The organism is Streptomyces sp. 63XJN7_1_ISO-PGPR-S23-121 (assembly GCF_056173025.1).
Window position 1 is genome coordinate 3,943,328 of record NZ_CM149653.1, and the last position, 12,250, is coordinate 3,955,577.

At 66.6% G+C, this 12,250-nt stretch carries 10 protein-coding genes and 7 pseudogenes; 8 read left to right on the top strand and 9 right to left on the bottom strand.

Annotated features, from left to right (window positions below):
* Positions 1-304 precede the first annotated feature (304 nt).
* Positions 305-817, top strand: coding sequence for a MarR family winged helix-turn-helix transcriptional regulator (locus AC0VYN_RS17425; protein ID WP_475531655.1), 513 nt, complete (start codon positions 305-307; stop codon positions 815-817).
* A gap of 380 nt (positions 818-1,197) precedes the next feature.
* Here the strand turns inward: AC0VYN_RS17425 and AC0VYN_RS17430 are convergent, their stop codons facing one another.
* Positions 1,198-2,064, bottom strand: coding sequence for an IS5 family transposase (locus tag AC0VYN_RS17430; protein WP_475531656.1), 867 nt, complete (start codon positions 2,062-2,064; stop codon positions 1,198-1,200).
* A gap of 764 nt (positions 2,065-2,828) precedes the next feature.
* Between AC0VYN_RS17430 and AC0VYN_RS17435 the strand changes: the two genes are divergently transcribed.
* From AC0VYN_RS17435 to AC0VYN_RS17445, 3 genes and pseudogenes are all read left to right on the top strand, one after another.
* Complete coding sequence (locus AC0VYN_RS17435; RefSeq protein WP_475531657.1) at positions 2,829-3,947, top strand: DUF6192 family protein; 1,119 nt, start codon at positions 2,829-2,831, stop codon at positions 3,945-3,947.
* A gap of 2 nt (positions 3,948-3,949) precedes the next feature.
* Positions 3,950-4,378: a RacP protein gene (locus AC0VYN_RS17440; protein ID WP_475531658.1), complete on the top strand. Its 429-nt coding sequence runs from the start codon at positions 3,950-3,952 to the stop codon at positions 4,376-4,378.
* A gap of 56 nt (positions 4,379-4,434) precedes the next feature.
* A pseudogene (locus AC0VYN_RS17445) lies at positions 4,435-5,246 on the top strand (IS5 family transposase); the annotation flags it as partial.
* 259 nt (positions 5,247-5,505) lie between these two features.
* Here the strand turns inward: AC0VYN_RS17445 and AC0VYN_RS17450 are convergent.
* The 4 genes from AC0VYN_RS17450 to AC0VYN_RS17465 form a co-directional block, all read right to left on the bottom strand.
* The gene (locus tag AC0VYN_RS17450; RefSeq protein ID WP_475531659.1) at positions 5,506-6,327 is read right to left on the bottom strand and encodes an APH(3'') family aminoglycoside O-phosphotransferase; all 822 of its coding nucleotides are present in this window, start codon (positions 6,325-6,327) and stop codon (positions 5,506-5,508) included.
* Between the two features lie 142 nt (positions 6,328-6,469).
* Positions 6,470-6,808 (bottom strand): helix-turn-helix domain-containing protein, encoded by a 339-nt coding sequence (locus AC0VYN_RS17455; RefSeq protein ID WP_475531660.1) that lies wholly within the window; start codon positions 6,806-6,808, stop codon positions 6,470-6,472.
* A gap of 164 nt (positions 6,809-6,972) precedes the next feature.
* A complete protein-coding gene (locus tag AC0VYN_RS17460; RefSeq protein ID WP_475531661.1) occupies positions 6,973-7,839 on the bottom strand; it encodes a hypothetical protein in 867 nt (288 codons plus the stop codon).
* A complete protein-coding gene (locus tag AC0VYN_RS17465) occupies positions 7,836-8,495 on the bottom strand; it encodes a hypothetical protein (RefSeq protein ID WP_475531662.1) in 660 nt (219 codons plus the stop codon). Before AC0VYN_RS17465 ends, AC0VYN_RS17460 begins: the two co-directional genes overlap by 4 nt.
* 457 nt (positions 8,496-8,952) lie before the next feature.
* On the opposite strand from AC0VYN_RS17465, the pseudogene AC0VYN_RS17470 reads away from it, so the two are divergent.
* The 3 pseudogenes from AC0VYN_RS17470 to AC0VYN_RS17480 all read left to right on the top strand — a co-directional run.
* Positions 8,953-9,303 (top strand): annotated as a pseudogene (locus AC0VYN_RS17470) (transposase family protein); the annotation flags it as partial.
* Positions 9,207-10,010, top strand: a pseudogene (locus AC0VYN_RS17475) (ISAs1 family transposase); the annotation flags it as partial. The pseudogenes AC0VYN_RS17470 and AC0VYN_RS17475, both read left to right, overlap by 97 nt.
* A 197-nt stretch (positions 10,011-10,207) precedes the next feature.
* Positions 10,208-10,312 (top strand): annotated as a pseudogene (locus AC0VYN_RS17480) (helix-turn-helix domain-containing protein); the annotation flags it as partial.
* Positions 10,313-10,430: 118 nt separating this feature from the next.
* Here AC0VYN_RS17480 and AC0VYN_RS17485 read toward each other — a convergent pair.
* Positions 10,431-10,619: a hypothetical protein gene (locus tag AC0VYN_RS17485; protein WP_475537061.1), complete on the bottom strand. Its 189-nt coding sequence runs from the start codon at positions 10,617-10,619 to the stop codon at positions 10,431-10,433.
* A 100-nt stretch (positions 10,620-10,719) separates the two neighbouring features.
* Positions 10,720-10,854 (bottom strand): annotated as a pseudogene (locus AC0VYN_RS17490) (IS5/IS1182 family transposase); the annotation flags it as partial.
* On the opposite strand from AC0VYN_RS17490, the pseudogene AC0VYN_RS17495 reads away from it, so the two are divergent.
* Positions 10,846-11,122: pseudogene (locus tag AC0VYN_RS17495) on the top strand (transposase family protein); the annotation flags it as partial. The pseudogenes AC0VYN_RS17490 and AC0VYN_RS17495 overlap by 9 nt on opposite strands.
* 54 nt (positions 11,123-11,176) lie before the next feature.
* Here the strand turns inward: AC0VYN_RS17495 and AC0VYN_RS17500 are convergent.
* Both AC0VYN_RS17500 and AC0VYN_RS17505 read right to left on the bottom strand, forming a co-directional pair.
* Positions 11,177-11,307, bottom strand: a pseudogene (locus AC0VYN_RS17500) (IS110 family transposase); the annotation flags it as partial.
* Between the two features lie 47 nt (positions 11,308-11,354).
* The gene (locus AC0VYN_RS17505; protein ID WP_475531663.1) at positions 11,355-12,245 is read right to left on the bottom strand and encodes a glycosyltransferase family 2 protein; all 891 of its coding nucleotides are present in this window, start codon (positions 12,243-12,245) and stop codon (positions 11,355-11,357) included.
* Between the last annotated feature and the right edge of the window lie 5 nt (positions 12,246-12,250).

Consider the following 12,250-nt stretch of genomic DNA (forward strand, 5'->3'; position numbering starts at 1 on the left):
GCTTGACGTGGGCTTGCGCTGAGGTCGTGCACCGGGTTCAAGAAGCGATGCACGACACCGACATCGATGTTCCGACATCGATGGCGTAACACCGATGCTTCATCATGCATGTCACAGCATCGTTGTTGCAACAACATTCCTGGAGTCACCCAAAGTGACAAGCGAGGCTCCGGAAAAGGCCGAAGCGACGTATATCGATGACGTAGCATTGAATGACACGCCATGGATGCTGCATCATCGAGAAACGATGCACCCCCGTCCGGCTGCGGCAGCCGCAGCCGGCTCGACACCCAGGAGAGCCGCCATGTCCCACTCCCCCGCCACCATCGAAACGCCACCAGGCGCGACGCCCGAGCCGCCCCGCAACGACTCCGAACTGCGCTACCTGCTCCTGGCCGCCCAGCGCGAGGGAGCCCGGCAGATGACCGGGCACCTCCGCCCCCTCAACCTGACCCCGGCCCAGGCCGAAATCCTCCTCGTGCTCGCCGAGCGCGCCCCCCTCACGCTCGCCGAGGTGGGCCGCCTGATCGTCTGCGAGAGCGGCAGCCCCAGCCGCATCGTCGACACCCTCACCAAGCGCGGCCTGATCGACCGCGAACCCGGCCAAGTGGACCGCCGCGTCGTCTACCTGCGCCTCTCCCCACGCGGCGAGGACCTGCTCCCCGCACTGCGCGACATCGACACCCGCACCGACGCCATGGTCAACGACTGCCTCACCCCCGAGGAACAACAGGCCATGACCCACGGACTGCGCCGCATGCTGAACGGCACACCCAGCGGTACCGCGCTCGCAGCACGCTTCCGACGCACGAACTGACCGGCCACCCCGGCGGCCCCGGCCCGCCGGGAAAGGCCCCGGACAACAACGGCCTCCCCCACAGCCGAACGCACAGGACCCGGCACCACAGACCCCGACACAGACAACAACTACGACGCAAAGGGACGGTGACCGGCACGCAGAACACGGCCCGGACACCCGGGCTCCGCCACCGCGCGCGGCACGGCACGGCCGCGCGGCTGGCTCGCGAGCACGCGGCGACGAACACGCCTGGCAGCCTGCCATGACCAAGGCCCCCGCCCTGTACGAGCACGGCCAGGAACAGGGTGACACGGACCCGGCCCCCGGCTCGGAGCGCACCGCCGGCCGACCGGCTCCTCCCGGCGCGCCGGTCTCAGAGGTCGTTTTCGTCCGATTTTTCATCCCGAGATCGGCTGTTTAGCGGGCTTTGGGTCGCGCCAGGAGATCGTGTTCTCGCCGGTGAGGCGGCGGGCCATGAGGTCGGCCATGGCGAGGTGAACGATGGCTTCGGAGCGGGTCGGGAGGGTTTCGTAGTCGCGGGCCAGTCGGCGGTGGAGCATGAGCCATCCATAGGTCCGCTCGACTGCCCACCGTTTCGGGATCGGGGTGAAGCCCCTGGTCCCGGGCTTGCGGGCGGTGATCTCCATGTCGATGCCGAGAGTGGCAGCGCGTTCGACAAGGTGCTGGCGGTAGCCGCCGTCGACCCACGCCTTGCGGATGCCGGGGTGGTCGGCGGCGACTTGGTCGATGAGCCGGGTGCCGGCGACGGAGTCCTGCACGCTGGCCGCGGTGACGAGCACGGCGAGGAGGAGGCCGAGCGTGTCGGTGACGATGCTCCGCTTCCTGCCGACGATCTTCTTTCCCGCGTCGATGCCCTGGCCGGTAGCGGGGACGCTGGTGGAGGTCTTGACACTCTGTGCGTCGATCACGCAGGCCGTTGGCTCGGCGTCCCGGCCTTCCTTCTCGCTCAGCAGCTGCCGGAGCAGGCCGTTGAGCTGGGCGAACACGCCTTCGTCGGCCCATTTGGCGAAGTAGCCGTAGACCGTGTTCCAGTGCGGGAAGTCGTGCGGGAGGTAGCGCCACTGGACCCCGGTACGGTCCACGTACAAGATCGCGTCCATGATGTCGCGCAGGTCGTGTTCGGGGGGCCGGCCGAAGTCCAGGGCTCGGCCGCGGCGCTCGAAACGCCAGGCAGCCAGGACCGGCTCGATCAACTCCCAGCGGGCATCGGACAGATCACTCGGATACGGGCGTCGCTTCGGCATGCTTCCGTCGTACTGCCGCGAACCGAGTGCGCCCAGTCGCACGCCGACGGCGGTCGAAGCACACAGCCTCGAAGGCCGGGCATCCTGGGATGAGACAGGATTACGGCCTTTTCCGCCTCATCCGCAACCTCCCACGACTCGCTGGCATCGACGGTCTCCGTGACCTCACCTGTACCGCCATCCATCGCTTAATGAATCGCCCAATAAGTGGGCACCGCAGATGAAAACGACCTCTCAGTGCCTGTTTTCGATCCCCGGATTTGAGTAGTTTTGGGTCCTAGGCTGGCTGGGTGTCCGAGGGCGCCAGGGAGGCCGGGGAACGAGTGTGCGGGAGCTGTGGTGAACGGCTGCGGCCGGACGCACGGCCCGCTGCGGTGTACTGCTCGGCGGCATGTCGTGCCAGGCAGTGGCGCCGGGACCGTCGGTTGCGCAAGCGGGTAGCCGCTGAGTTGAGCGGGGCGGGCCGGGCCGAGTGTCCCGAGTGCGGGGCGACTTGGGTGGCTGGGGCGGATCGGCGCTCGAACGCCGTTTACTGCTCGCGGCGGTGCGTCACGAGGGCTTGGCGGGCCCGGAAGGAAACGTTCGGCGAACGGTCACTGTGAGCGCATCACGAACGCATCTGAATCCCAACTCCGGTCAGAAGCTGGTCAATTACGGTCATCTGTTGTGATTGTCATAATACGGTCTGACTCCCGGTCGGGAAGCGGGACGGGTCTCGCCGCGGCCGCTGGCCGTGCTCCGGCCCGCGGTGGGTGGTGGATGCCATGCCCGAAGAGATCAAGGACGTCGACAAGGTCGGCAGTGTCAGCGCGAACCGGTACGCGGAGATCGTGGCCGAGCTGCGCAAGCTGGTGGAGACCGCCAGCCGGATCCAGTTCACGGTCGGCGACTACGCGCTCGAAGTGGAGCCGATGCGTGAGTCCGGCGGTCAAGAGCGGAGCGACGCGCTGTTCACGGTCAGGGAGTCGCTGTTCCGCCTGGCCGAGGACATCGGGCTGTCCTACGCGATGGTGGACAAGGCCCGGTGGACCGCGTCGAAGTGGCCGAAGGACCGGCGGGTGACGGGAGTGTCGTTCACGGTCCACCAGATCCTGGCGTCCATCGCCGACGACGAGGAACGGTTCGCCACCATCCTGACCCCGCCTGCGGGGAAGTCCCGCTGGACACCGGACGAGGCGAACCGGAGGGTCGGCCGGCAGGTCGTCAAGCCCGTCACCCCGCAGGAAAAGGTCAGCGCGATTCACACCCTCGCCCAGGATGAGGAGGTCGCCGCCACCGTCACCGGTGACCTGCTGCGGCGTCCGGCGGTCGTCGCGCAGGTCAAGGACGAGGACAAGGTTCGGGCGGTGGAGGAACTGACCCGCGAGGACCAGGTCGCGGCGGCCGTCGCCCCGGACTTCCTGCGCCGCCCTGCGGTCGTGGCCCGCGTCGCCAAGGCGGACAAGGTGAAGGTCGTCGAGGAACTGACCCGTGACGAGCACGTCGCCGCCGAGGTGACCACCGGCCTGCTGCGCAGGCCGGACGTCGCCTTCAAGGCGATGTCGGACGACACCGCCCGCCACCAGGTCAACCACGCCCAGGTCGAGCGGGGCCGGCAGGCCCGCGAGCACTTCGAGGACACCAGTCCCGTCGCCCCGGCCATCCGCAGCATCGACCGGTCGGTGGAGTTCTTGGACCTGGCCACCGCCTGCCACGCGTTCGTCGCCGCGGCCGGCCGGGTCGTCCCGGGCATGCGCGACCGCCAGCTCGGCGACGACGAACGCGTGATCGTGCACGAGAACGTCGCCCGCGTGAGGGCGACGCTGGACTGGATCGAGACGGCCGTTGACACTGGCAAGGTCGACGCCGACGGTGAACTGGCCAAGCTCCTGCAAGGCGAGTAACCGTGCCGCGCGCCTCCGAGCGCAGATCGGCAGCCGCTCAGCGACACGCCGACACCGTCCGGTTCGTGCTGTTCGAGGCACGTCCGGCCGGTCTGACTTTCGTCCATCTGGTCAGATCCAGCGAACTGTCGCCCCACCAGACCCGCTCGGGCCTGGCCTGCCTGCGGGACACCATCACCGAACGCGGCTGGCCGCCGCTGATCTGGACCCGGCCGGACGGCTACAAGTTCTGCGCCGACCCCGCCGAACTCCAGGCCTACGAGGTCGCGGTCATCCGCGGCAAGCTCACCGAGATCCGCCGCTTCATCACCGGGACCGTCGCCCCGCACGCCGCTCTCCAGCCCAAGGGCCGGTGGATCAAGCACCTGAACACCCAGCTCAACTCGGTCGAGTCCACGCTCGATGTGATCGCCGACTTCACCGACGCCTGACCGGCGGGACCGGCCGCGAAGCGGCCGGTCCCGCACCGTCTTCGGGGAGGGACACATTGGCACAGCGACGCTGCTATCCCTCCGACACCTGGGACGACGAATGGACCCTGATCGAGCCCCTGTTACCGAGGCCGGCCTGCGAAACGAAGGCGGGCGGCAGACCCGAGAAGCACCCCCGCCGGGAGATCGTCGACGCGATCCGCTATGTCGTCGACACGGGCTGCAAGTGGCGGGCCCTGCCCAAGGACTTCCCGCCCTGGCGCACGTGTTACGGGTTCATGGCCCGCTGGGCCGCGGCCGGTGTCATCGGACAGATCCGTGACCAGCTCCGCAAACGGATCCGCCGCGAGATGGGCAAGGCGCCCGGAGCGGTCGCCACCGTCATCGACTCCCAGTCGATCAAGGCCGCCGACACCGTCGGTAAGGACTCCCGCGGTTACGACGCCGGCAAGAAAATCAACGGCCGGAAAAGGCACCTGGTCGTGGACACCAAGGGTCTGCCGCTGTTCGTCATGGTCACCCCGGCCGACATGACCGACCGCAACGCGGCCAAGGAAGTGCTGTTCCGGCTGCGGCTGATGCACCCCTAGATCACCATCGTCTGGGCCGACTCCGCCTATGCCGGACAGCTCGTGACCTGGGCGAAGACCTACCTGAACCTGACGATCAAGACTGTCAGCCGCCCGAAGGACACCCCCGGCTTCGTCGTCCTGCCCCGGCGCTGGGTCGTCGAACGCTCACACGCCTGGATCAGGCATGCCCGTCGGCACGCGCGCGACTACGAACGGCTCATCCAGCACTCGGAATCGCTCATCACCTGGGCCGCGATCACCCTCATGACCAGGCGCATCACCCGCCGAAACTCCCGCAGGAGCGGACAGCCCGCCTCCCGCGAGGCCCAACGCGACTGATCGTTTCGGCACTGACGGTCAGCAGTCCCGCCAAGAGGTCACCGGGCGCTTGAATCGGCCCCATCGTCGCACCACCAGTACGGCTCCGTCGGGCAATCCGCAACGAGGCCAGCCGTCGACCAGCCGACCTCACCCCTCATACCCTGCCGTTCGAGCTCTGAGCTGGGAGAACACCGTGGCCCCACCGGCTGCCGTGTCATGGCCAGCACAGAGCTCTTATCCCCAGGTGAGCGGGTCAAGATGGAGGTAAAAGCGCAGGCGGTCGTGGTCAAAGGAGATGTCGTACCTCTTGGCGAACGCCACGTCCGCGGTCCGCGCCTGCTCCTCATCCACCCAGGTCTCTCGCGCATTGGCGAGTAGCAGCGCCAGGTCGGCGTGGCGGTCGGCCAGTCCGAGGCGGCCCAGGTCAATGAAGCCCGACACGTCCAGGGTTTGCGGATCGAGGATGATGTTGGGCAGGCACAGATCCCCGTGGCAGACGACCTTGTCGGCGATCTCCTGATCCCGTCGCCGGGAGACCTCCCGGGAGACGCGGGCCAGCAGCTCCGTGGCGGGCGTGTGCTGCTGCTCGACGGGAAGAAACTCTGGGTTCACGGCATCACGGGCCACGACGTCACGCGCCACGGCGACCATGGTGTCCAGGTCCCGGCGGAATGGACACTCCGTCACGGGTAACTCGTGCAGCCGACGGACCGCATCCGCGATGCGCTCCCAGGAGGCCCACAAATCATCAGCACGCACCTGATCAGCAGGTATGCCGGAGACGGCACTTGTTACCAAGCAGGCGCCCGCATCACCGGAATACCAGTCGAGAACCTGCGGCCCTGGTACGCACTGACCGCTCAGCCACGCGATCCGGTCCTGCTCAGCCCTCAGATCGGCTGCATCCGCGGCAGGTACGCACTTGGCATACCGGGTGGCATCCGCACTGCGAAAGACGCGGGCTCCCGACTCACCCGCGGTGACAGGAAGCCAGTCGCCACCACCGGCGCCGAGCAGCGCGGGCGACACGGCCTGAGGTCCGGAGTGATCGCTCATAGCAGCCACTCTAGCCAGCCCGGAACCCGGACTTTGGGCCGTATGAGCCCCGTCCCTGCCACCCGCAGCACACCACTGATGTCGTCGCCGGAGTAACCCCAAGCCGTCCCTACTCGAGTCCTGCTCTGGGCAAATGCGCAGCTCAGGATTGAAAACAGGCACTGAGGGTGCCGTCCAGCAGCAGGCTGCGCTCCTCGCCCGCGGCGACCAGGGCCTCCTCGAGCGTCGGGGCGCTCGGGGCCAGGACCTCCAGCGTCTCGTTGACGTAGCGCCACGCGGTGTCGGTGGACACCTTGAAGTGCGCGCCGAGCTGCGCGAAGGTGTCGCCCTTGGCGAACCAGACCAGCGTTATGACGGCCTGCTCATAGGAGGTCAGCGCCCTCCATCGACTGCCGCGTTCGCTCCTTCGGGTGGCGATGAGGTTCTCGAGCCAGGAAACCAGGTTGTCGGGGACGTCGAGGGTGGCACGATAGGTGACCACGAAGCTCCTTGCCATGCAGGTTGGTTGACACCTCTGCAACGGCAAGGAGCTTCCTGCGTCACGGGCCACCACGTCCCCCGAACCGGTCACGATCGGAAGGCTCAATGTAACTAGCGGCCGACTATCTCCACATCGCCCTCGGATCTGCGGCCCCCCTCGCTGGATCAGTAGCCGACCGGCTGCAGAATCGGACCACACACGTGCCATTCGTCTCCGCTGTCATGGGCGTCGTGGTGGAGGTGTCCGGTGTACCAGAACACGACGTCCTTCCCATCGACGTCCTCTGTGTTGTTCATGTGCAGCCAGATCTGATCGTCATTGGGAGTCCCGAGACGTCCCTTCAGGTCTTCTTCCCCGTGATAGGCGGTCACCGACGCGTCATCGGTGGAGAAGAAGTCGAACAGGGCGTCGTTCGGGCCGGGGTGTATCAAGTAGCCCACGTTGTTCTGCTTGTTCATCACTTCCCAGGACCATCCCGGGTTCAGATCGTCCCTCCGGGTGCCCCTCTCCCTTAGGATAGGCATCCATCCCGGACCATAACCCCAGATATTCCCGAGGTTGGGGATATGCTGCAAGGCCAGGTTGGAAGACGCACCGAGGATGTCGAAGTCGAATCGCCAATAAACGTGGTGCCGGTGCGAGGCGTTGTGCTGGAGGCCGGCGCTGTGTAGTTGCGGCAGAATGATGCCGTCGCTCCGGAAGATCCAACGGTTGACGATGTGGTACATCCCGATCCGGTGATAGCTCTCCACCACCAGAAATCTGACGCCCGAAGTATTTCCTTCGTAGACCTTGACCGGCCCCTGCATGTTCGATCCGCTCAGCGGGTCCTTGTACGGTCCAGGCCTGCTGCCCCCAACGAAGTCATAGTGCACTCGGATCATAGGAAGACTTCCCTTGTGCAATACCTTTTTCCCCCGGAAGTGCACGTCCCGGAAGGCAATGGCTTCACTGTCGAAGTCTGCGACCTCCCACAGGAAGGTCCACAGCGGGGCCTCGGGGGGCCAGCTGATCCTGCCGGAGCTGCTCATGATGACTCCTCCTGAGGGAAGGCTCCCGTCCTGATGACGTCCTGGCTGCTCAGATCGACCAGAGCGAAGGCTGTGGGCAACCGCCTGTCAGCCGGACCGAACCTGAGGTCGACGAGCCTGTGCCCGTGTTGAGGACTCCGGACGTTCACATCTTCGACCGCGAGTCCTCTTCCGGTGTCGACGTCGACGCCGTGCTCCGCGAGTTGACCGTCCTGGCGGACCATGTCGACGGCTCGGTCACGCTCGGAAGCAGCGAGCGAGGGTTGGTACTGCTTCGTCTGCACGTCAAGTACAGAGGAGCGGACCAGATCCACCGTGGCCTCCACGACGATGTCGTCGGTGTAGTTGTAGCTGACCACGAGCGGATACTGCGTCTGCCGGTCAACGGACTTCGTCCCGACCCCCAGGACCTCGTAACGCTTTCCAGCTAGCTCCTCGGCCAACTCCCCGGAGAGAGCGGTGCTGACTGCTTGCTGGGCTCCCGATTCCGTGAGTTTGGGCTCGACGTTCTCGCTGTAGACCGGTGTTGTCTCCACTGGAGGCAAAAAATCACTCCAGTCACGGGCATCGGAGAATGGCGGATCGATGACTGGACCCAGATTGATGACCTCGACGCTGAAGAACGAGGGCGGTGGCAGGGTGAATTCTTCGCGCATGATTCTTCCTCGCAGGGCAGAGGTGCGGGGGCAACCGATGAAATGGTCAGGTCACCGGCCCAGCCCCCAGGAGGTGATGAATCCTGCTTCCCTCTCACCGTACGACCCTTATGCGCGCCTCGCTATTGGGAAGAACGTGGCTGTGGGAATGAGACTGGCGAACGCAACCGACGTCCGTGGCAGGACCACTACGTACCGGTAGTTCGTTACTCAGGTTGAAGTCGTGATGTCCGTGGGCCGGTGACGGTTCATGATCGCTGCGGTACAACGTCATCATCCGGTATGCGCAAGGGGGCGGGCCGACGCCCAAGAAACAGGAGAAGCGGGAGCGGCTGCGGTTGGAAGCGGCCAGGCGGTTCCCACGCAGGGCTTCGGCGTAGTCGGCTGACGTCCGCTTCTTGACGGATGACCAGGTTGGGCGGGGTCCGATGCAAAACAGGCACGGACGCCCTTGATCATGGAGTTCTCTACGCTCTGTGATCCTGGGAAGCCCGTGCCTGTCGACGTATCATCTCTGATCCCTCCCGCCTTTGACCAACTTGGCCCCCACTCGATAGCTACATCCAGGGAGATCCCCGACCTGCTGGAACGCCTCGCGCAGGTCCCCGACCCACGTGATCCCCGCGGAGTGCGGCATCCACTGGTCACGGTGCTGGCGCTGACAGCCTGCGCGGTCCTCGCCGGCGCGAGGTCACTGCTGGCCGTGAGTGAATGGGTGGCCGACGCCCCCGCGGAACTCCTCGAGCGGCTCGGCATCCGCGTCGACCCACTCTTCCCGAAGCGCTCCTGGCCTGCGGAATCAACGATCCGCAGACTCCTGGCCAGGACCGACACGGACGCCCTGGACCGGGCCGTCGGAGCCTGGCTCGCCGACCGGCAGAAGGATGCGGCGGTTTACGGGGACTGGCCGTCGACGGGAAGTCGCTGCGGGGCGCCGCCCGCGCGAAGGGCCGGAAGATCCATCTCCTGGCCGCCTGCGACCACGCCAACGGCCTGGTCCTCGCGCAGATGGACGTCGGTGAGAAGACCAACGAGATCACGCGTTTCCAGCCCCTCCTGGACACGCTGCACGACCTGTCCGGCACCGTCGTGACCAGCGACGCCATGCACACCCAGTACGACCACGCCACCTATCTGCGCGGGCGGGACGCCCACTACATCGTGATCGTGAAGCGCAACACGAAGAAGCTCCGCACGCAGTTGAAGTCCCTTCCCTGGAAGCAGATACCGCTCCAGGACCGGACACGCACGACCGGTCACGGACGCTCCGAGATCCGCAGGCTGAAAGTCTGCACGGTCAACAACCTGCTCTTCCCCGGTGCCCGCCAGGCCGTCCAGATCGTCCGCCGCCGCGTCCACCGCAAGACGGGGAAGATCAGTCTCAAGACCGTCTACGCGGTCACCAGCCTCGCCGCCGAGCATGCCCCACCCGCCCAGCTCGCCCAACTGGTCCGCGGGCACTGGACGGTCGAGGCCCTGCACCACGTCAGAGACGTCACCTTCACCGAGGACGCCTCACAGTTGCGGACCGGGAATGCACCCCAGGCGATGGCGACCTGCAGAAACCTCGCGATCGGAGCCCTCCGCCTCGCCGGCGTCCGCAACATCGCCGCCGGCCTCCGCCGGACAGCCCGGGACCAAACCCGCGCCCTCAACCTTCTCGGCCTCACGTGATCAAAAAGGACGAGGGCCGACTACGCCGAAGCCCTGGGTTCCCACGTGGCGATAAGACCGAGGCCGTTGCGCGGGATCTGCGGGTGACACCGCGGTCGGTGCGGCGCTGGCGGCGCTCGTGGGAGCAGGGCGGGGCCGACGCGTCCTGCGTCACGGGCCACCACGTCACCCGAGCCGGTCACGATCGGAAAGGCTCATTCTTCAACGTGAACCCGAGGGTGCGGTGTCCCGATTCTGGGCGATGGACCCGTGGGTTCGCGGTCAACTCGCGGGTGCGGCTTCGGCGGCCTTCATCAGTAGGGCCCGTGCGGACTCCGCGTAGCGCATTGCCGTCTTCTCGTCCAGCCCGAAACCCTCGGCGAGGTGGAGGGGGGCAGGGCCCTGGATCATGGCCTCTTCGAGCTGCCGGTCGACGCGGGGCCTCTCCAGGGTCGCGTCCTGCCCGCACATCGACACGCTGATCCAGTGGTTGCTGGCGCGGCCCGTCTTGGTGGCGGTCTGGTTGTTGATCAGTAGGTGGAGGTTCGCGGTGTTCGGCCCTGGCTCATTGCTTGAGCCGGGCGAAGGCGCGTTCGCCGGGCGCGAGGAGGCGTGCGTGGACGCGGTTGAACCGCTGGTAGTGGCGTGGGAGTTCGTGGTGTCGGTAGTAGGGAGTGCGGACGGTTGAGCCGGCACCCTGGTACGCGACCGCGCCTACATGGGAGCTGGCCCGTGGCTGACGACACCCCCAGACGCCCGCCGGGCCGCGGCCTCACACCAACCCAGCAAACCATCAACCGCGCACTGTCTGCGGCACGGGCACCGGTCGAGCGCGGCGTCGCGCGACTGCAGTCATGGCGGATCTTCCGCAGGGCCCGCTGCAGCCTGAATCGAAGTCGTCAATCTCCGCCGCCATCCTCACCCTGGAGCGCAGCGCTGAAACAGCTCAGTCTCCTCCGGTCGGGTCATGGTGACACCGGGGATGACGATCTCAGAGACCCGCTCGGCGGTGCCTCTATCGTCTTTCGTCAAGTGAGGCAGGGTGTTCTGTGTTCGTAGAAGGTGCTGTTCGCGAAGCATCGCGAACAGCACAGACCCGGTGTCGGGCGAGGCGGAGAAGAGCCTGGGTGTGGGGCTTTCCGCGGGCTCGACACTTGTCGAGCGCGTCGAAGACCTTGTCGATCAGCCGGGCGGTGCAGGGGTCCGTCATGTCCAGTCGCCGAAGAGTTCGAAGAACTCCTCAATGCTTCGCAGACTGGTCGCCGCGAGCATGTCCCTCTGTTCTTCCCAGTCGCCAGCGAACGCATCAACCAGTACCTCAGCGGCCCTGGGCGTGCCGATGATCCTGCGCAGGCATTCCGCACGGCGAGAGCCGCTGAAGTGGACGAGCGCGACACGTGCAACGTTGTAGGACCTGCTTGCGGAGCTCAGGCGGTAGGGCGGGTTTGGCCGGAAACGGTGTGTCAGGCGTGCCGACGGGACGGCCAGGACATCAATGCCCGCACGCCATGCGCGCAGGCTGAAATCCACGTCCTCCAGTCCGAGTTCGCGAAAGACGCCGAAGCCGTTCAGGTGGTCGAACGTAGCCCTGCTCAGCGCGAGGCAGCCTCCTGGTGCGATGGGCACGGAGTACGAGGCGCCGTCCGGTCCGGGTGGCAGCCAGCGCACCCGCAGTTCGGCATCGATCAGGCGGGCGCCGCAGCCGTACGCCGTGCTGCCGACGTCGCACAGGGCAGGTGCGAGGATGGCGTCGGGCTCGGCGATCAATGCGGCTTGCAGTCGGGCGAGGCAGTCCTGTTCCAGGCGGCAGTGGGCGTCCAGGAAGAGCAGGTATGTGCCCTGTGCGAGCCTGCCGCCCGCATTGCGCGCCGCCGCGACGCCGCTGCGCTCGATGTGGTGCACCGTGACGCCTCGCGCGCGCCACTCGTCCCGCTCCAGATCGGCACAACTGCCGTCGCTGCCCCCGTCGTCGACGACGACGGTTTCGGCAGGGGCGACCGATCCGGCGAAGACGGACCTCAGGGTTTCACGAAGCTCGGCGCCCTCGTCCAGGCTCGAAATGATCAACGATAAGGTCGCCGGCCGCTTCGGTGTCACCGGAG

What these genes read in the sequence shown, in the direction of transcription:
- AC0VYN_RS17460 (WP_475531661.1), bottom strand. Translation starts at nt 7,839, where the DNA reads ATGAGCAGCTCCGGCAGGATCAGCTGGCCCCCCGAGGCCCCGCTGTGG.
- AC0VYN_RS17465 (WP_475531662.1), bottom strand. Translation starts at nt 8,495, where the DNA reads ATGCGCGAAGAATTCACCCTGCCACCGCCCTCGTTCTTCAGCGTCGAG.
- AC0VYN_RS17450 (WP_475531659.1), bottom strand. Translation starts at nt 6,327, where the DNA reads ATGAGCGATCACTCCGGACCTCAGGCCGTGTCGCCCGCGCTGCTCGGC.
- AC0VYN_RS17430 (WP_475531656.1), bottom strand. Translation starts at nt 2,064, where the DNA reads ATGCCGAAGCGACGCCCGTATCCGAGTGATCTGTCCGATGCCCGCTGG.
- AC0VYN_RS17425 (WP_475531655.1), top strand. Translation starts at nt 305, where the DNA reads ATGTCCCACTCCCCCGCCACCATCGAAACGCCACCAGGCGCGACGCCC.
- AC0VYN_RS17485 (WP_475537061.1), bottom strand. Translation starts at nt 10,619, where the DNA reads ATGTGCGGGCAGGACGCGACCCTGGAGAGGCCCCGCGTCGACCGGCAG.
- AC0VYN_RS17435 (WP_475531657.1), top strand. Translation starts at nt 2,829, where the DNA reads ATGCCCGAAGAGATCAAGGACGTCGACAAGGTCGGCAGTGTCAGCGCG.